This window comes from Bifidobacterium angulatum DSM 20098 = JCM 7096 (genome assembly GCF_001025155.1).
In the GTDB taxonomy this organism is placed as follows: Bacteria; Actinomycetota; Actinomycetes; order Actinomycetales; family Bifidobacteriaceae; genus Bifidobacterium; species Bifidobacterium angulatum.
On sequence record NZ_AP012322.1, the window covers coordinates 1,064,224 to 1,083,566 of the forward strand.

General features: G+C 57.3%; 16 protein-coding genes, 1 tRNA gene and 3 pseudogenes. 5 read left to right on the forward strand and 15 right to left on the reverse strand.

Annotation, left to right across the window (positions count from 1 at the left end; all coding sequences use genetic code 11):
• Positions 1-243: 243 nt before the first annotated feature.
• The 6 genes and pseudogenes from tsf to BBAG_RS04330 form a co-directional block, all read right to left on the reverse strand.
• On the reverse strand, positions 244-1,119 hold the full coding sequence (tsf, locus tag BBAG_RS04305; protein ID WP_003826453.1) for a translation elongation factor Ts: 876 nt from the start codon (positions 1,117-1,119) through the stop codon (positions 244-246).
• A gap of 106 nt (positions 1,120-1,225) precedes the next feature.
• Positions 1,226-2,035: a 30S ribosomal protein S2 gene (gene rpsB, locus BBAG_RS04310; protein WP_003826454.1), complete on the reverse strand. Its 810-nt coding sequence runs from the start codon at positions 2,033-2,035 to the stop codon at positions 1,226-1,228.
• A 238-nt stretch (positions 2,036-2,273) separates the two neighbouring features.
• The gene (gene def, locus BBAG_RS04315) at positions 2,274-2,756 is read right to left on the reverse strand and encodes a peptide deformylase (protein ID WP_003826455.1); all 483 of its coding nucleotides are present in this window, start codon (positions 2,754-2,756) and stop codon (positions 2,274-2,276) included.
• A 3-nt stretch (positions 2,757-2,759) separates the two neighbouring features.
• Positions 2,760-4,797, reverse strand: a pseudogene (locus BBAG_RS04320) (AMP-dependent synthetase/ligase).
• 256 nt (positions 4,798-5,053) lie between these two features.
• Positions 5,054-5,596, reverse strand: coding sequence for an Rv3235 family protein (locus BBAG_RS04325; protein ID WP_156098385.1), 543 nt, complete (start codon positions 5,594-5,596; stop codon positions 5,054-5,056).
• Between the two features lie 136 nt (positions 5,597-5,732).
• A complete protein-coding gene (locus BBAG_RS04330; RefSeq protein WP_003826461.1) occupies positions 5,733-6,857 on the reverse strand; it encodes a GuaB3 family IMP dehydrogenase-related protein in 1,125 nt (374 codons plus the stop codon).
• A 126-nt stretch (positions 6,858-6,983) separates the two neighbouring features.
• On the opposite strand from BBAG_RS04330, the gene BBAG_RS04335 reads away from it, so the two are divergent.
• Together BBAG_RS04335 and BBAG_RS04340 are read left to right on the forward strand one after the other, a co-directional pair.
• Positions 6,984-8,204, forward strand: coding sequence for an NADP-dependent isocitrate dehydrogenase (locus BBAG_RS04335; RefSeq protein ID WP_033508135.1), 1,221 nt, complete (start codon positions 6,984-6,986; stop codon positions 8,202-8,204).
• A 220-nt stretch (positions 8,205-8,424) separates the two neighbouring features.
• Positions 8,425-9,954: a substrate-binding domain-containing protein gene (locus BBAG_RS04340; protein ID WP_033508133.1), complete on the forward strand. Its 1,530-nt coding sequence runs from the start codon at positions 8,425-8,427 to the stop codon at positions 9,952-9,954.
• A gap of 129 nt (positions 9,955-10,083) precedes the next feature.
• Here BBAG_RS04340 and era read toward each other — a convergent pair whose 3' ends face one another.
• From era to BBAG_RS04370, 6 genes are all read right to left on the reverse strand, one after another.
• On the reverse strand, positions 10,084-11,061 hold the full coding sequence (gene era / locus BBAG_RS04345) for a GTPase Era (RefSeq protein ID WP_045919765.1): 978 nt from the start codon (positions 11,059-11,061) through the stop codon (positions 10,084-10,086).
• 1 nt (position 11,062) lies between these two features.
• Entirely contained in the window at positions 11,063-12,481 is a 1,419-nt protein-coding gene (locus BBAG_RS04350) for a hemolysin family protein (protein ID WP_003826467.1), read from the reverse strand.
• Positions 12,482-12,529: 48 nt separating this feature from the next.
• Positions 12,530-13,075, reverse strand: a complete 546-nt coding sequence (gene ybeY / locus BBAG_RS04355) for an rRNA maturation RNase YbeY (protein ID WP_003826469.1) — start codon at positions 13,073-13,075, stop codon at positions 12,530-12,532.
• Positions 13,065-14,186, reverse strand: coding sequence for a PhoH family protein (locus BBAG_RS04360; protein ID WP_003826471.1), 1,122 nt, complete (start codon positions 14,184-14,186; stop codon positions 13,065-13,067). The genes ybeY and BBAG_RS04360 overlap by 11 nt, the downstream gene beginning before the upstream one ends.
• 13 nt (positions 14,187-14,199) lie before the next feature.
• Positions 14,200-14,538, reverse strand: a complete 339-nt coding sequence (locus tag BBAG_RS04365) for a histidine triad nucleotide-binding protein (RefSeq protein ID WP_003826472.1) — start codon at positions 14,536-14,538, stop codon at positions 14,200-14,202.
• Between the two features lie 79 nt (positions 14,539-14,617).
• Positions 14,618-15,415 (reverse strand): 16S rRNA (uracil(1498)-N(3))-methyltransferase, encoded by a 798-nt coding sequence (locus BBAG_RS04370; protein WP_033508130.1) that lies wholly within the window; start codon positions 15,413-15,415, stop codon positions 14,618-14,620.
• Positions 15,416-15,530: 115 nt separating this feature from the next.
• Between BBAG_RS04370 and BBAG_RS04375 the strand changes: the two genes are divergently transcribed.
• The 3 genes from BBAG_RS04375 to glgC all read left to right on the forward strand — a co-directional run bounded on the left by BBAG_RS04375 (position 15,531) and on the right by glgC (position 17,962).
• A tRNA-Leu gene (locus BBAG_RS04375) sits at positions 15,531-15,618 on the forward strand.
• A gap of 56 nt (positions 15,619-15,674) precedes the next feature.
• On the forward strand, positions 15,675-16,547 hold the full coding sequence (locus BBAG_RS04380; protein ID WP_003826474.1) for a TrmH family RNA methyltransferase: 873 nt from the start codon (positions 15,675-15,677) through the stop codon (positions 16,545-16,547).
• 167 nt (positions 16,548-16,714) lie between these two features.
• Complete coding sequence (glgC, locus tag BBAG_RS04385) at positions 16,715-17,962, forward strand: glucose-1-phosphate adenylyltransferase (protein WP_003826475.1); 1,248 nt, start codon at positions 16,715-16,717, stop codon at positions 17,960-17,962.
• A 164-nt stretch (positions 17,963-18,126) separates the two neighbouring features.
• Here glgC and BBAG_RS08830 read toward each other — a convergent pair.
• The 3 genes and pseudogenes from BBAG_RS08830 to sufU form a co-directional block, all read right to left on the reverse strand.
• Positions 18,127-18,492, reverse strand: a pseudogene (locus BBAG_RS08830) (metal-sulfur cluster assembly factor); the annotation flags it as partial.
• Between the two features lie 95 nt (positions 18,493-18,587).
• Positions 18,588-18,711, reverse strand: a pseudogene (locus tag BBAG_RS08835) (metal-sulfur cluster assembly factor); the annotation flags it as partial.
• Between the two features lie 57 nt (positions 18,712-18,768).
• Entirely contained in the window at positions 18,769-19,326 is a 558-nt protein-coding gene (gene sufU, locus BBAG_RS04395; protein WP_003826477.1) for a Fe-S cluster assembly sulfur transfer protein SufU, read from the reverse strand.
• Positions 19,327-19,343 lie beyond the last annotated feature (17 nt).

Genomic DNA, 19,343 nt, shown 5'->3' on the forward strand with positions numbered 1-19,343 from the left:
CGAACCGCAAAACTACCGTCTATCAGCATATCGAGTAACGCCGACCGGCTACGCTGCCAACGCGCGAACGTACGTAGACGCCCGCGTAGGCCAGTAGCACATTGTCCATATCCATGGGGGCTTCTTCGCTCGTCTTGTTTCGCCGGTAGTTCAACAATAACAGCATAGGGGTGGCTCGCCTATGTGCGAACCACCCCTATGTCTCAACACGGTTTCATCGTGTTGCACGATGAAACCGAATCATCAGGCTTCAGCGCCCTTGCCGACCTCAACGCGCGCGAAAGCGGTAGCAGTGCCACCGACTTCCTTGAACAGGTCGCCAACAGTCTTGGAAGGATCCTTGACGTAGGCCTGCTCCAGCAGCACGGTTTCCTTGTAGAAGGAGTTGAGACGACCCTCGACGATCTTCGGGGCAATCTTCTCGATCACAGCTTCCGGCTTGCCCTTGCTCTTAAGTTCCTCGGTGGTCTTTTCGGTGGCCACGCGGGTCTCGGACTCCAGAACGTCAGCCGGGACATCCTCGCGGGTAAGCCACTGGGCGCCCATTGCGGAAATCTGCAGAGCGGCTTCGTGCGCAACGGCGGCGCCAGCCTTATCGGTGGCGATCATCGCGACGATGCTCGGCGGCATCTCAGCGGACTTCTTGTGAGCGTAGATCTCGACGTGCTCGCCGGAAATCTTGGCGAACTGACCAACCTTGACGTGCTCGCCAAACAGAGCTGCCGCTTCTTCAACGGCTTCCTTGACGGTGCCTTCATCGGCCTTGGCGGCCAGCAGGTCGTCGGCGGAATCGGCTTCGGCGTTCACGGCATAGCCCAGCACGGTGTCGGCAAACTCGACGAACTTCGGGGTCTTGGCCACGAAGTCGGTCTCGGAGTTCAGCTCAACAGCGTAACCGGTCTCGCCATTCGCGGTCTCGATGACCTTGGAAGCGATGGTACCTTCCTGAGCTGCGCGGCCTTCACGCTTGCCGGCTGCGGCGATGCCCTTCGCACGAATGATTTCCTTGGCGCGAGCGACGTCGCCTTCAGCCTCGGTGAGAGCCTTCTTGACGTCCATCATGCCAGCGCCGGTGTCTTCACGCACCTGCTTGATCAGAGCGGCGGTAATTGCTGCCATAGTATTCGTTCTCCCTATATATGGAACTTATTCGACAGATTGAACAATGGTTGTTGAAATGCCATCGGGAGGCACGAACTGTGCCATGCCTCCCGACGACGCTGAATCACTCAGCCTTGGCGGCTTCGTCGGCCTTGGCCTCAGGAGCCTGGTTCTCCAGGAGCTCCTTCTCCCAAGCAGCCATCGGCTGCTCGGCGGACTCGCCTTCAGCCTTGGTGGCCTTGCCGGAACGCTCGATCAGACCTTCAGCAACAGCGTCAGCCATCAGGCTGGTCAGCAGCTCGATGCCGCGGATGGCGTCATCGTTGGCCGGAATCGGATACTCGACGGCTTCCGGATCGGTGTTGGTGTCGACGATGGCGACGACCGGAATGCCCAGCTTATGAGCTTCTTCGACAGCCAGGGCTTCCTTGTTGATGTCAACGACGAACATGGCGGACGGAGTGCGGCCCATGTTGCGGATGCCGCCCAGCTGCTTGTTCAGCTTGTCCTTTTCACGCTCGAGCAGCAGCAGTTCCTTCTTGGTCAGACCGGAACCGTGCACATCGCTGAAATCGACCTCTTCGAGTTCCTTGAGACGCGCAACACGCTTGGACACGGTCTGGAAGTTGGTCAGCATACCGCCGAGCCAGCGCTCGGAGACGTACGGCATGTTCACGCGAGTGGCCTGAGCGGACACTGCTTCCTGAGCCTGCTTCTTGGTGCCGACGAACAGCACGGTGCCGTTGTGGGCCACGGTGGACTTGATGAAATCGTAGGCAACATCGATCATGTCAAGGGACTTGAACAGGTTGATGATGTGGATGCCGTTGCGCTGGGTGAGGATGAACTGCTTCATCTTCGGGTTCCAACGACGGGTCTGGTGACCGAAGTGCAGGCCTGCCTTCAGCATTTCGCTCATAGTGATCTGAGCCATGGTATTACTACCTCTTTCTTGTCGGTTCTTGCCTGGCCATGCGCACCCGCGTGCAGCCTCTCCCCTTCTGGTTCGAAGCCGACCGACACAGGCCGTCGCGAGCATGACGCGAATTTGTTGCGTGCCGGTTGACAGTATTTGGATGGTTTCGACCGCCAGCGACTGCGATCGACACCGGATGGCACACGATTGCCGATGATATCATGGTGCCCCCGCCAAAAGACGGGGCACCATGATATCAGTGATGGTTGCGCATATAGCGCATCGCTTCCCTGCGTTCCTCTTTCTCAAGTCTGTCCAGATAGACATGGCCATCTAGATGGTCGCACTCATGCTGCAGCATGCGCCCGAACAGCCCGTGCCCTTCAAGCACGATCTCCTTGCCGTCCAGATCGATGCCACGTACACGCGCGTAATCCGCACGGCGGGTTTTGTACCACAGCCCCGGCACGGACAGGCAGCCTTCATCGCCATATTGTTCACCGGATTTCTCTTCGATGACCGGATTGAGAATATATCCGATCTTGCCGTCGATATTGTATGAGAAGGCTCTCAGGTTCACGCCGATCTGGTTTGCGGACAGTCCGGCACGTCCGGGATCGTCAACCGTCTGCAACAGATCGTCGACCAAACGCCGCACTGCCGGCGTGATCTCCTTGATTTCGTCGCACGGGGTGCGCAGAACGGGATCGGGAACAACTCTGATCTCACGAATGGCCACGGTTTATTTCTCCTCACTTATGCTGTTGGAATCGGCCTCGGTGTCATCCAGGCCATCCTCCTGCTTGCGAATCTTCTCGGACACGCTAGCAATCGAATCCGACACGTTCTCCTTAGCCTGCTCGTAGGCTTGGCGAACCTTCGGGCTTACGCTTTCCGACACCTGCTTAACCGATTCGGTGGCCTGGTCAAGCAGACGAACGGTGCCGGGCAGCGGCTTGGTCGCCCCCTTCGGCACATACAATTCACCTTCGATCACATCGGCGAACCTGCTGATCACCTTGGCACGAACCACTTTCAGGCTCGGCGTAAGCGTACCGGTCTCCTGGCTGAACTGTTCGGTCAGAATCGCAAACTTGCGTACGGATTCGGCCCTGGAAACGGAAGCGTTCGCCTGATCGACATACTGTTGGATAAAAGCACGGACGGCATCGTTCTGCGCAATCTGCTCGATAGGCATGGAGGCATCGAGCCCCTGCGAGGAAAGCCACGAACGCGTCATATCGGGTTCGAGCTCAATCAGCGCGGAGATGAACGGCTTGTTATCACCGATGACCACCGCATGGTCAACGATCGGGCATGCGGAAATGGTTTCCTCCATCGGCGCCGGGCTCACGTTCTTGCCACCGGCCGTGATGATGATGTCCTTCTTGCGACCGGTGATGCGCACAAATCCGCGATCGTCTATCGTGCCGAGATCGCCGGTGGCGATCCAGCCGTCTTCGGACTTGGTTTGCGCCGTCAGCTCAGGCTGCTTGTAATAGCCGATGAACACGTTCGGGCCGAAGAGCTCGATCTCATCGTCGTCGGTCACACGCACGCCCATGCCCGGCCCCGGCTTGCCGACCGAACCGACCTCGTTATCATCCTGCCAGTTCACCAGCATGGGTGCGGCGGTTTCGGTCATGCCATACCCCTGGATAAAAGGTGATGCCGTCCATGCCGTTGAAGAAATGCGCCAGATCGGGGTTGATCGGAGCACCCCCGCAGGCAAGCCAGGCAAGGTTGGGGCCAAGCGCGGAACGGACGGACTTGCCCACCGTCTGCATGTAGAAGGCATGTTGCATACGGGCAATGGGCGAATGCCCCTTACCGTTCTGCTCGTTCTTGGACCAATCGGCGAAATGCTGGTACGCCTTGGCGAAGATACGTCCGGCGATGCCATTGCCTGCTTTCTGGGAAGCGGCGTTGTAGACCTTTTCGAACACACGCGGCACGCCAAGCAAATACGTCGGTTTGAACGAACGGAGATCGGCCAGCAGATGCTTGGCATTCGGAATGTATCCGACAACGCCATGCCCGCCGATGCACACATACTGGATGTAACGGGCAAAGCAGTGAGCTAGCGGCAGAAACAGCAGCAGACGATTCGGTTCGTACAGCATCTCGTCGAGAATGATGTAGCCGTTCTTCACGATATGCGTGAAGTTGCGGTTAGAAAGCATGGCGCCCTTCGGCTTACCCGTGGAGCCGGATGTATACACGATGGTGGCCATGTCATCGGCCTTGACACGGGCGATGGCCTTGTCAAGCTCGACGTCCGTGATATTGGCCCCGAAATCGATTACGGCATCCAATCCATTCTCTTGGAAGTTGAACACATAGCCCAGACTATCCACCGACTTGCGGATCTGTTCCATCGTCATCGCATGAGCGTTATCGCCGGCAAAGGCAATCAGCGGCTGTGTGTCCTTAAGAATGGATTCCGCCTGCAGAGCGGAATCGGTTTCGTAGATCGGCACGCTCACTGCTCCGATGGCGGCACAGGCGAAGTCAACGATGCCCCACTCATAGCATGTGGCCGAATAAATCGCGATCATTGCGCCGGGGCGTGCGCCCAATGCCAGGAGACCCTTGGCCACATCGCGCACACGTCCCAGCATCTCGCTGGCGGTTGCAGAACGCCACTCGTGGCCGTCCCTGTCCTGCCACTCGGCGATCCGCTCATCCGGAGCGCTCTGTGCACGATCCCGCAGCAGGGAGAAGATCGTGTCGCTGTCCTGGGTCTCATACGCAGGATCTGAAATATACTGTCGCAACATGCATCCCACCATACGCCCGGCTATGCCCGTTGCAACCGATTGACGGGGACACAGCATATGGATTCGGGGACTTTGCAGAGAACAGACACCACACACGGCATCTCTTCGACGATAAAGAGAAACCGGGCAATCGGTTCCCGCCGATCGCCCGGTTATGGTGTGCTCCCCATCGAAAGTCTGGAGTTTCCTCTTCCCCGTTCCCCTCTTGTGACGAACGGCATCTGTTGCCGTTCGGGAGCTACCTTTTCCGTATCGATCAGCCGATATCGGCGAATGTGCATACCCACCGGCATCCGATCTGCTCGAATCGAAGATTCGACCAGTAGATTTCCCGTCCGATGGAAAGCTGCATGCACATTTCCAAACAGGTCTGGCTGATGAATGTTCCCGACAGCCAATGCGGCATGACCGGCGGATACTTCAGCCTCGCCTTGTATTCGTCATCCCTGCTCATGCGGGTCTCGATGATGAAGGCCAAACGCTGCAACCGCTCAATGACTTTTGCGCTTGCGGCTCTGCGCAGACCGTTCGCGGATAGCTTGCCCCGGATAACATCCATGGTCAGTATCCCCATTCGGCATGCGGCAACGGCCATCGCATGGCAATGTGCTTTGTCGAGATGCTCGGGCGAGATCTTGACAACGTGGTATGGCACGGGTTCCTGGGACAGTTCAATCCTAATGAACCCGTCGTATGATGCTGGTTGCCCATCTTCCATATTTATGGGTGTGAAGATTTGGGCGTGCTCATCGTCCAATGAAGTCACCTCTTCGTTTCTTTTTCTTCGTTGATATGCCATCGTTTGCATGGCACGCTTCTAGCAAAGCATAGAAAAAGCCCCAAGTCAAAGACTTGGGGCTGGCCACCATGCATTCATGGCGTTTTTAACGCGTTCGACGTCATTTTCGATGCGATTTATGTGAAAATTCGACACTTTACAGCGTGTCGTGTGGTGTTACCACCACATTGCAGCGCTGGAAGTTCTTGACATCCACATAGCCGGTGGAGGCCATGGTACGCCGCAACGCACCGATGAAGTTGGTGGTGCCATCGGCCATGTGGCTCGGCCCGAACAAAATCTGCTCAAGCGGCGCCACAGTGCCGACGTTGGTGCGGAATCCACGCGGCAACGTCTGATGCCGCGCCTCGCTGCCCCAATGCATGCCCTTGCCCGGAGCCTCAGTGGCACGAGCCAACGGAGCGCCCAGCATCACGGCGTCGGCGCCCATGGCGAGAGCCTTGACGAAGCTGCCGGAGTCTCCCATGCCGCCATCCGCAATAACCTGCACATAGCGGCCACCGGATTCGTCCATGTAATCGCGACGCGCTTCGGCCACATCGGCGATGGCCGTGGCCATCGGCGCCTGCACGCCCAGCGTCGTGCGGGTCGCGGAGACCGCGCCGCCGCCGAACCCGACAAGCACGCCCGCCGCGCCGGTACGCATCATATGCAGCGCAGCAGTGTAGTTGGCCACGCCGCCCACAATCACCGGCACGTCAAGGTCGTAGATGAACTGCTTAAGATTCAGCGCCTCATGCGTGGTGGAAACATGTTCGGCGGACACGACAGTGCCGCGAATCACGAATAGGTCGACGCCCGCGTCGACCACGGTGGCATAGAATTCCTGGGTCAGCTGCGGGGAAAGCGCGCCTGCCACAGTCACGCCGGCTTCGCGAATCTCGTGCAGTCGCTTGGTGATGAGCTCCGCCTTGATCGGCTCGGCATAGATCTCCTGAATACGCTTGGTGGCGGTTTCCGCCGGGAGCAGGGCGATTTCGTCCAGCAGCGGCGTCGGATCCTCATAACGGGTCCACAGACCTTCCAAATCCAGCACACCCAAAGCACCCATCTTGCCCATGGCAATGGCCGTGGCCGGGCTGGTCACCGAATCCATCGGAGCCCCAATCACCGGCACGTCGAACTCGTATGCATCGATCTGCCAGCTCGTCGATACATCCTGCGGATCACGCGTCCTGCGGGAGGGGATGATGGATACATCATCCAGCGAATAGGCCACACGGGCCTTCTTACCCAAACCGATTTCAATTTCCTGAGACATGGTTCCACAGCGTAGTGCGCGGATATGACAGTGCACCAACGCGTCTCACATAGTCGAATCATGCCGTTGCATGTTACATTGATGCGCTATGACTTGGGGCATCCCATCAGCCAAATAGGAGGCACTATGGCCAAGATTAAGGTAGAAGGCACGATCGTCGAACTCGATGGCGATGAAATGACTCGTGTCATTTGGAAGGACATCAAAGACCGACTGATCCTCCCCTATCTGGACGTGAACCTTGACTACTATGATCTGGGCATCGAGAATCGCGACGCCACCGACGATCAGGTCACAATCGACGCCGCCGAAGCAATCAAGCGTGAGCATGTCGGCGTCAAGTGCGCCACCATCACCCCCGATGAGGCACGCGTCAAGGAATTCGGCCTTAAAAAAATGTGGAAGTCCCCCAATGGCACCATCCGCAATATTCTCGGAGGCACCATTTTCCGCGAACCGATCGTCATGAGCAACGTCCCCCGGCTGGTCCCGGGTTGGACAAAGCCCATCGTCGTCGCCCGTCATGCGTTCGGCGACCAGTACAAGGCCACCGACTTCAAGGTTCCCGGCGCCGGTCAGCTCACCGTCACCTTCACTCCCGAAGACGGCTCCGAGCCCATCGAGCATGTCGTATACAACTACGGTCCGGACGGCGGCGTCGCACAGGTGCAGTACAACGTCAATGATTCGATTCGCGGTTTCGCCCGCGCATGCTTCAACTACGGCCTGATGCGCGGATACCCGGTATACCTGTCCACCAAGAACACCATCCTCAAGGCATATGACGGCCAGTTCAAGGACATTTTCGCCGAGGTCTTCGAAACCGAGTACAAGGACAAATTCGAAGCAGCCGGACTCACCTATGAACATCGTCTGATCGACGACATGGTGGCCAGCTCGTTGAAGTGGCACGGCGGCTACATCTGGGCGTGCAAGAATTACGATGGCGATGTGCAATCCGATTCCGTGGCTCAGGGATTCGGTTCCCTTGGCCTGATGACCTCCGTGCTGATGACCCCCGACGGGCAGACCGTCGAGGCAGAGGCGGCGCACGGCACCGTTACACGCCATTATCGCCGTTGGCAGAAGGGCGAGAAGACCTCCACGAATCCCATCGCCTCCATCTTCGCCTGGACCGGCGGCCTCAAGCATCGCGCCGATCTTGATGAGACCCCTGAGGTCAAGCATTTCGCGCAGACCCTGGAAAAGGTCATTATCGACACTGTCGAAGGCGGCCAGATGACCAAGGATCTTGCCATGCTCATCGGCCCGGACCAGCCATGGCTCGATACCGAGGGCTTTATGGATGCGCTTGATACCAATCTTGCGAAAGCCTTGGCGGAATAACCCCATTGGCTATTGACGATTAGCCTATAGGCCGGCATGCTGTATTCAGGTGCCGGCCTTCTCATATCTCCCATCCCGTCCATGCGACGCGCTTTCCCAGCGGATTCAAACCGCATACCTGCATATATGGTGATATTCGACTCGTCATACGACGAAATCCAGTTTCGTCCACTACAATCGGGCAAAGCCCGTTACACGTTTTCCGGAAGATTGGAATTCCATGGTTCATACGCCTGTTCTGGCACGAATAACCGCAGCAGTGTCCGGCATCACCCTGCTTATGACGCTGGGAGCATGCTCTTCCCCGCAACCGTCATCCAGCAACCCTACTAACGCAAGCACGTCTGCCGACGCCGGATCCGTAACATTGTTCACTCCAGCGGACGGCATTACCATATCGCAGAGAACACCACTGAACAAATGGGCGAAACTTGTTCCGCAGATCACCTCCGATCTGAAAAAACAAGGTGTTGAAAAGCAGAACATCGACACCGTCGTCTCCAGCGATCTTGACGAGCAGAGCCAGCAGTTGCAGGACTGGGTGGTGAAGCATGTCACCAATCTGAAAGACGGGTCATCCGCGGCCAAGCACAGCACGCTTATCGTTGCCCCGGCCCCGCAGACCAATGTCTCATCACGGCAGTACGGCGACTACGTTACACAGCCCATCGTCAAAGACGCCCAAGACAGCGAACGCCATGAGGCGGAAAGCCGCATGCGCTCGGCATTGCAGCTGGCGAGAAAATCCGGAATGCATATCGTATTGGTGTCGAATACCATCGACGGCTTCACCCCGGATGCCTTCGTCCAATGCTCCACACCCGAGCAAATCGGCGAGCTTCAGGCGAACATGCTGGTAAGCAAACTTGATTTGGACAAAGTCAGCAAAGGCAATCCCAAAGCCGTGGAGGTGCTGCTCCCCTACACGCATGCCGACGATGCCAAGGAAAGCGACACCGCCGAAATCAACGACGCATTTGCCAAAGAAGCTTTCCAAGGCGTATGGAAGGTTCTTAGGCCTTATTACGAACAGGGAAAGGTCTACAGCCCTTCAGGAACCCTGAGCAGGGAGACGACCAACGAGGATTGGACCCATGTGGCATTTGACCTCAACGAGAAGGATGGGACGGCAAAGACCATCGAGGATCGCATTCCCACCGTCACCAAAGACGGCGACTCCGTCCCCACCAAAATCGACGGCATCATCGCAATGAACGATGCCGTGGCTTCCAGCGTGGTAAGCAAACTCGCCAGCATGGGATATACGGGATCGTCGGCAGACATCAACCCCTCCATCACGATTCCAAGTATTGTAGGCAATATCGCAGGGCATAAGGATCTGCTACGCAAATCGGTTCCGGATCCTGCCAAGTCGCCGGCCAACGACACGCAATCCCAGCATGATGATTCGTCCGCCAACTCTTCGTCAACGCAGAACGACCATAATTCGCGCTGGCCTGTTATCACCGGATACGGCAGTTATGCCGACACCATCCCGCAGGTGGTGAACGGCAAGCAGTGGATGACCGGACTTGAGGATCGCGGCAAGTTGTCCATGGATATCGCCAAGACATGCATCCGACTGAACCGGGAGAAAGGCCTCGACGGATTGTCGTTTATTGCAAAACAGACGATCGCCGGCGTTACGGTTCCTACCGTCCATGAGGAACTCAACGCCGTCAGCGCCGGCAATCTCAAAACCACATTGATCGACACTGGATACATCACCATGGCCGAAGCGGGATTATAGGCCGTATGTCATCCCATATGGTTGTGCCTCGTCAGGAATTCTGACGAGGCACAACCATATTCGCTGAACATCACTTGAGCGGCTGTGTCGCGAAGCGGATCCTAAACGGCTTGAACGACACCAGGAATATTAAAAGCCCAGTCGTTCAAGCTGTTTAGGATCCGACTGCCATCCCTTGGCCACCTTGACGTGCAGATCAAGACGGGCTTTGCGCCCGACGATGCGGTTCACGGCGGTACGCAGCTTTTTCTTGACTGCGGTAAGGTTCGCAGCTCCCTTGCCGATGATGATCGGCTTTTGAGAATCACGCTCCACGTAGATGGAGACGTTCACCTGCGCCTTGCCGTCATATTGCGCTCCGGTTTCGTTATCTTCCGGATAGTCTATGGAATCCACCACAACGGCCAGAGAATGCGGCAGCTCGTCGTTCAGCTGCTCAAGGAACGCACCTCGGATAAGTTCGGCGATGGTTTCTTCGGGACGTTCCTCGCTCAGCTGCTCGGCCGGGTACATTTGCGGACCTTCCGGCGTGTGATCGATCAGCACGGAACGCACTTCGTCAAGATTGTCGTGTTTCAGGGCGCTGACCGGTACGATATCGGCGAAGTCGGCGAATTCATTGACTTCGATGAGCTTGGCGATGAGCTGTTCGCGAGAAAGTTCGTCGATTTTGGTGACAATGGCGATTAACGGCACGTGCCATTTGAAGGTGCCGTCCTCGCGTTTGGTGGCAAAATTCGCGCGCAGACGCGACATGATGCGCTTGTCGCCAGGGCCGATCTCCTGGTCGCCGGGCAGCAGGAACGCCACAACATCCACATCGGATAGCGACTCGTCTACGATGTCGTTCAACCGTTGCCCGAGCAACGTGCGAGGCCTGTGGATGCCAGGGGTGTCTACCAGCACCAACTGGGCGTTGTCGGTGGTAAGCACACCGCGAATGGCTTTACGAGTGGTTTCCGGCCTTGACGATGCGATAGCGATCTGAGTGCCGATCAGCGCATTCACCAAAGTGGATTTGCCTACATTCGGGCGTCCGACCACGGCTACAAAGCCGGAACGGTATGGTTCGGATGCCAGCTTGGCACTGGCAGGTGTATCGGTCATGTCACTCCTTGCGATCGTGTTGTTCATTGTTCTCGTCGTTATCGGCATTGGCTTGATTGGCTTGTGTGTTGCCATCTTCCTCGCGCCCCTCGACTCCATCGGGTTCGACATCGATAGTCGATACCTTCTTACGCCGGCCAGCGGAGTCGACTGCGGTAAGCCTGATGCCACGGGTCACCGCCGAAGCTCCGACAATAGGCACTCGGCCGAGTAATTTGGTCAGCAAGCCATATACGGTATCGACATCATCCTCATCGATGTCGATCTCATACAGCTCCTCCAGGTCCGCGATAGACGTGCGGGCAGGAAGGCTCCATTTGCGTTCCCCGATTTTCTTCGGCTCGGCGTGCTGGGTGCGATCATGCTCATCCTCCAGTTCGCCCACGATCTGTTCGATGGCATCCTCGATGGTGACCATGCCGGCGATACCGCCATACTCGTCCACGACGATGGCCACATGCTGCCTGGATCGCTGCATCTGGTGGAACAGATCGTCCACGGGCTTCGATTCGGGAACCAGCATGGGGTCACGCACAATGGATGCCACGTCACGGCTCATTGCAGCCGGATTGAAGGCTGTGGCACGCACCGCATCCTTCAGATAGGCCACGCCCACAAGATCATCCACGTCCTCGCCTATCACCGGCACACGTGAGAACCCGGAACGAGAACACAGCTGCAACATGTCCTCCAACGTGGATTTTCGTTCGATGGTGATCATGTCGGTACGCGGCACCATGATCTCTCTGGTCAATGTTTCCGAAAGCATCAGTACATTGCGCATCATTTCGGAGACCTCAGGGTCGAATTCGTTCGATTCGACCATACGGTCGATTGCCGCACGCCCCTGCTCCAGCTGGATCTTCTCAAGCTCCTCGTCGTCCGATAGGTTCAAATCGCGACGACGATGCCCATCCTTGCTTTCGTTTCCGCGTGCAAACGGGGTAACAGCCACGGCGAAACCCACCAGGCGCGCATGCTTGATCATAATATCCGTCGGCATGTTGACACCGGTTTCACGCGGACGCACCAAAACGCTCACCACGGCAATTACAAACGCGAACACCACACCGGACAGCAGCTCAATCCACCAGGAGGCACCCCATATGCCAGCGACTACCGCAATAAGCACGCCTGAAAGCACATTGCAGGTGATGCGGAAGAACGCACACGAACCTGCGGTGGCGTAACGGTTGGCGATGAAACGCTGCACTTGCTGGATGCGTTTGATTTTCTTATCCGTGGTGAACTGGTTCGTGTCCGGATCCGTCTGCACTTCGAATATGCGATTGTTGAGATTCGCGCGCGTCACTCGTCCTACGGCACCTTCGGCCGAAGCCATGGACAGCGAAAGCCAGACCAGCAGCGCCACCGCCACCACCAGTGCCGCACTGAGCATAATCAACGTCATTCGATCCATATCGACCCTATTCCCCAGTCACCCTGCACATACACGGATACCGTCCGCTCAGCGCGTCAGCTCGCGGCCGGAACCATGCTCCGCATCCCATGCCGCCAGTTCATCGATGCTTCCGGCAGGCAGTGAAACAGGAGCGCCAAGATCCTGTCGGACCGCGATGAAGGTCAGTAGCAACTGTCGCTGCAGTCCGAACATCTGCCGTTCCTGTTCGGCGTTCACGTGGTCGTAGCCGAGCAAATGCAGGATGCCATGAATCGTCAGCAACAGCATCTCCTGCAGCACGCCATGCCCGGCCGCGGCAGCCTGCTGGGCGGCGACCCACGGGCAGATCACAATATCGCCGAGCACGCCTTCCATAACGGTGCTGCCGTTGCCTGGGCGCAGCTCGTCCATCGGAAAGCTCATCACATCGGTCGGCCCTTCCAGGTTCATCCAATGCATATGCATCTGCGCAATGGGATCCGGATCGACAAACAGAATCGTCAGATCGGACTGCGTGCTGACACGCATCTGATCCATGACCCAGACTCCGAGATCGGAAAACACCTTCAGATCGATCGACCATACGGTTTCATTGGAAACATCAACGCTCATCGCTGTTCTTATCCCTCTTATGCCTGTCGTTCATCGCTGTGCGCGACATTCGCCTATGATCGCCGTCAAGTCCCTCATACTGGTTGTATGCGGCTACAATGCGCCCGACCAGACGATGGCGTACCACATCCTCCGCCGTCATATGCACGAAGGAGATATCGTCGATATCGCCAAGAATATGCTCTATGGTGGCAAGACCCGAACGGGGAACCGCAAGGTCGACCTGTGTGATATCGCCGGTAATCACCATCTTGGTGTTGAACCCCAGTCTGGTGAGGAACATCTTCATCTGTTCCTCGGTGGTGTTCTGCGCTTCATCGAGAATGACGAACGCATCGTTCAATGTACGGCCACGCATATAGGCAAGCGGTGCGACCTCGATGGTGCCGTCATCCATATAGCGCTTCAGCTGGTCCGCTCCCAGCATGTCGGACAGTGCGTCGTACAGGGGACGCAGATACGGATCCACCTTCTCGTTCAACGTTCCGGGCAGAAAACCGAGGCTCTCCCCCGCTTCAACGGCAGGACGGGTGAGAATGATGCGACGCACCTGCCTATCCTGGAATGCGCGTACGGCTTTGGCGACGGCCAGATACGTCTTGCCGGTGCCTGCAGGCCCTATGCCGAATGTGATGGTGTGCGTTTCGATTGCGGCAACATATGCCACTTGGCCGGCGGTTTTCGCGCGAACGGGCTTGCCGGAGGCGTAGGTGATGACTCCCGCGACGGATGGTTTGCGCCGCTCCGCATTCGTCCGCGTCTCGGTATGCTCGATGCGCTTGAGGTTCTCTATGGCCTTGCCATGCCCGGGATGGGTTGCGCGTGTATGGTTATCGAGCACATCCTGCTCAATCATGCGGCGCACGGTTTGCGCGTCCATCGGCAAAGTGTGGGCGGCATCCACAATCATTTCGATAAGGTGTTCCGCCTTCGACGCATCGGATTCGGTCCGCGCGGATCGCGAGGCGATGATGATGCGATTGCCTCGGACGGTGAAATCCACTTCCGGGTATGCGCGTTCGATTTCCCTAATGACTTCATCAACCGGGCCAAGCACGGACACAGGGTCAAGCTCGGCGGGAATGGTAATGGTGCGGGTTGTCGTCGCCACTGGTTCCTTCCGTCTACTCGTCAAGCACTTCGCCGGTCAGCACATGCGCATGCGCATGGAATACGGTCTGCCCGGCATCACGCCCGGTGTTGAATACCAGACGGTATTCGCCATGGAACTCCTTGTCGGCAATGCTCTGGGCAACTTCGACGATATGATCGAGTTGCGCCGGATCGGATTGTGCCAGCTCGCTGACGTTGGCCACATGACGCTTCGGCACGATCAGTACATGGATTTTCGCCTTGGGATTAATATCCTTGAACGCGTAGGTGGTGTCGTCCTCATATACCTTGGTGCTCGGAATCTGGCCGGCAATAATCTTGCAGAACAGGCAATCTTCGGCTTCGCTCATCGTTCGCTCCTTCAACACGGTTCTATGCAGTCTTATGCTATTGCGCCGCCACGACGCATAAACCATCGCAAACGCATTGTCATGCGTACCGTCCCAAAGTCCGGCTCAGCAGCGAAAGCGCAACGGGGCCTGCCGTCGAAGCCCTCAGGATGTTGCTTCCCAGCACCACGCTCTTCGCGCCCGCTTCTACGAATTGAGACACCTCGACCTCGCTGATTCCGCCCTCGGGCCCTACCACCACGTATACCGTGCGGGGCTTGCCGTCTTTCAGACACTCGTCGGCGAGATGGCCGACATGCCGCTCGATGGATTCCCATGTGTCGGTGGCGTCCTGATGCAATACGATCACCAGATCACCGTGCACATTGGCGCGCAGAATCATGGAAACGATCTGCTTGCTGGAAACGCAATCCTCCAGCTGTGGCGTGAATGCGCGACGCGATTGTTCGGTTGCGGCCTGCAATGCAGAAAGCCATTTGCGATCCGTTCTTCCGTTTTTCCACTTGGCGATGGACCGATCCGCCTGCCAGGGTACCACGGTGTCGACTCCGATCTGCGTGGCGATATCGATGGCCTGCTCATCATGCCCGCTCTTCGCCAGGGCCTGCACAAGAGCCAGCCTGGTGACAGGCTGTGCCTCCCTGACGAATTCGCGGACTTCAGCAATACCATTATCCGCGTCGTCAAGCACTACGGTAAGCCGCAGCCCCCTGCCATCGGAAAGCTGGAACTCGTCGCCCTCCTTCAAACGCATGGACTGCACGGCATGGCGTCTGACTTGCGGCGGCAGGGTCAGCTTCCATCCAACATTCGCTTCGTCGGAATTCACCGGCACGTCGTCCTTATCGGGATCAAACAGGAATACAGCATTCGTCATGGCTCCTAGGCTATCAACAACGGTCATCATCACCGACACACAGCAGTCGCGACACGCCGATATTGCATTCAACCGATTCGGTGCTAAAGTATCACTCGTTGCCAAACAGCGACCTGCCCGGGTGGCGGAATGGTAGACGCGCTAGCTTGAGGTGCTAGTGGTTATTTTATACGACCGTACGGGTTCAAGTCCCGTCTCGGGCACAAGTAAAACCCCTTGGAAACAAGGGGTTTTGTTGTATCTCAAGGAGTTTTCGCATATGCGCTTCATCGAATTGGAATCCATTGATGACGAACGAGTCGGCGCATACGTGAATCTCACCGAAATCCAGCTGCGTAATCGGTTGGAACCCGCCAAAGGGCTGTTCATCGCGGAATCCCCCAAGGTTATCGACCGCGCGCTGGCGGCGCATCGCGAACCCCTATCCCTGCTGGTCGAGCGCCCCTGGCTTGAAGGCATGGCCAGCATGTTCGCCCGCATCGACGAGCAATGGGGACCTGATATTCCGGTATACGTGGCATCACCGGAACAGCTGAAGCGCCTGACCGGATACCGTCTGCACCGTGGGGCGCTTAGTGCGATGCGCCGCTGGCCGCTGCCATCCGTGGAGGAGGTGTGCAGGGGCGCCCATCGTGTGGCCGTGATGGAGAACATTGTCGATCCGACCAATGTAGGTGCGCTGATGCGTTCCGCGGCGGCGCTTGACGTCGATGCGGTTCTGGTGACACCGTCATGCGGCGACCCGCTGTACCGACGCGCAGCGCGTGTCTCGATGGGAACCGTGTTCCAAGTGCCATGGACCCGCATCGATGGCGATGATAAGCATTATTGGCCGTTCAAGGGGCTGGAGGAACTCCATTCGCTTGGCTTCACGACAGTGGCCATGGCGCTCGAGGACGATTCGATCAGTCTCGATGAACTGACCCGACGCCTGAACAGCAGCGCTTCCGACCCGCAGCATATCGATAAACTGGCGCTTATCTTCGGCACCGAGGGCGACGGACTCAACCGCCATACCATTGCACGCGCCGATCTGACGGTGAAGATTCCGATGTCGCACGATGTGGACAGTCTCAACGTCGCCGCGTCAAGCGCCGTCGCTTTTTATGCAACCCGACGGTTAGATGACTAATTTATGAATTTACGCCAAAACTGTTAGACATGCATGCGACATTGCTTGCATATTGTTTTTTTTGTGCAATTATGGACGGTAGAGGTTGGCGAGGAAGCTGACTGCTAACGACGTTGCCTGTTCGACGTCACCAATCGTCATGATTGATATGAGAGGAGCCACGCACTATGGCAAAGAACAAGCAGAAGATTCTGTCCATCGTATTGGCAGGTGGTGAAGGCACGCGCCTGATGCCGCTGACTCGTGATCGCGCAAAGCCTGCGGTGCCATTTGGCGGCGTGTACCGTCTTATCGATTTCCCGCTATCGAATCTGGTGAATTCCGACTACCGCCACATCGTGGTACTCACCCAGTACAAGTCACATTCGCTGGATCGGCATATCTCCCAGATGTGGCGCTTCTCCTCGCTGCTCGGCAACTACGTATCCCCTGTGCCGGCGCAGCAGCGTCTGGGCAAGCACTGGTATCTGGGTTCCGCCGACGCCATCTATCAGACCATCAATATCATCGAGGATGTGCAGCCCGATATCGTGGTGATTGTCGGCGCCGATCATGTTTACCGTATGGACTTCGGCCAGATGGTCGAGCAGCATATCGAGTCCGGTGCCGAGTTCACCGTGGCCGGCATCCGTCAGCCGATCGAACAGTCGAACCAGTTCGGCGTGATCGATGTCGACCCCGATCATCCGAATCAGATCAAGTCGTTCCTGGAAAAGCCCGACACCTGCGCGGGTCTGCCCGACGACCCGAACACCTTCCTGGCGTCTATGGGCAACTATGTGGCCAATACCGACGCCCTGTTCGACGCATTGTCCAAGGATGCGAAGAGCGAAGACACCAAGCATGATATGGGCGGCGACATCGCGCCGTACTTCGCCTCTCGCGGCGAGGCAGGCGTCTACGACTTCAATTCGAATGTTATTCCGGGGGCCACGGACACCGATCACGCCTATTGGCGCGACGTGGGCACGCTCAAGCAGTTCTACGATGCGCACATGGATCTGATCGCCTACGTGCCCGAGTTCAACCTGTACAACCAGGCATGGCCGATCTACACGAATTCCGGCACACTGCCGCCGGCGAAATTCGTTCACGCAGGACGCGACCGCCTCGGCCACGCCACGGATTCGATCGTCTCCCCCGGTGTCATCATTTCCGGCGGTGAAGTGCATCATTCCGTGCTGTCGCCGAACGTGCACATCCATTCCTGGTCGCAGGTGGTCGATTCCATCCTGTTCGACGGTGTGGTCATCAATCGTCGCGCACGCGTCTACAAGGCGATTCTCGACAAGAACGTCGTGCTGACCGAAAACTCCACCGTCGGCATCGACACGGAACACGATCTGGCCCGTGGATTCACCGTCACGCCGGAGGGCATCACCGTCGTACCGAAGGGTACTGTGGTGGATGACTGAGTTTTAAGACTCCTATCACTGCGAATGATGTTGGCCGGCAATCGTGCACGATTGCCGGCCAACATCATTGTGAGCATTAGGGAATCGACTCCACCCATCACATAGCGAATGGCCTGCTCATCCATCATTCGATGGATGAGCAGGCCATTTCTCAATCGCTGGAATCAGTACTTGGGCAGATTCTCAAAGTTGAAGCCCAAAGCCGCCAATTGATCGCGCCCCTCGGGAGTGATCTTGTCCATGCTCCATCGCGGCTGCCATGTCCAATCGATGCGGAACTCCTCGACCAGCCCGGCCAATGTCGAAGCGCATTCGTCCTCGATCAGATCGGTTAATGGGCATGCCGGCGTGGTCAGCGTCATGGTGATAATGGCACGACCCAGCTCATCGATTTCAATACCGTATACCAGACCAAGATCGATGACGTCGATGCCCAGTTCCGGATCGATGACCTGATGCAGCGCCTCACGAACATCCGCAGCGGTCGCGCGACCGATGTCGTCCACAAACTTCAGAGGGATGGCGTTCCCACCGTCATCCTGGCAACAGCCATCAGCCTGCTGCCCTCCACAGCCGCAGCCGCTATGCGCCTGCGACGACTGCCCCGAAGCCGCTCCATCATTGCCGATGGTTTTAGCCAAAGCGGGATTCATCATCATACGACGTGCAGCATCCTCATCCTTGACCACGCCCTTTACGGCGTCGAAAATGGAAGCCTGAGGCTCGGGTACCAAAGTATCGCTCATCATCTACTCCATAATCGTTGCTATAACTGTTGAACACTCTACGCTGCGACACGCAGCTTGTCACGACTTGTTCGCGACAAGCGCCCTGGCAACGGCATCCTTAAGACCTTCCCATCCAAGCAGCGCGCATTTGATGCGCATCGGATATTTCGAAGCGCCCTGGAACACAATGGCGTCCTCCAGGCGTTCCTCGTCATCCTCATTGTCCAGTCCCTTGCCGCGGGATTCCATAAGACGATGGAACAGCTGCTCGAGTTCCATGGCATCATCGACGGTCTTGCCTTCGACCAGATCGACCATAATCGACAGACTCGCCTGCGAGATGGAACAGCCATGACCGTCCCACACCAGCCGTTCGATGGCATGAGGCTCGCTATCGGAGATCTCGACATGAATGGTCGCCTCGTCACCGCACGTGGGATTGAACTGGTGCGATTCGCCCGGCGTGCAATACTCGTGCGAGGCGCGGACCACCGTTTCGCCGGTCTGTGCCCCCGCAGTCTCCTGAGCCAGGTCGACGGCGAAATGCTCCCTACCATGCGGATGCTTCGATGCCTCGAGAATCACCTCCTGGTACATCTGCTCGAAATCATCGCCGCCCATGCCGAAATCGTTCATATCGCGTTCCCTTTCTG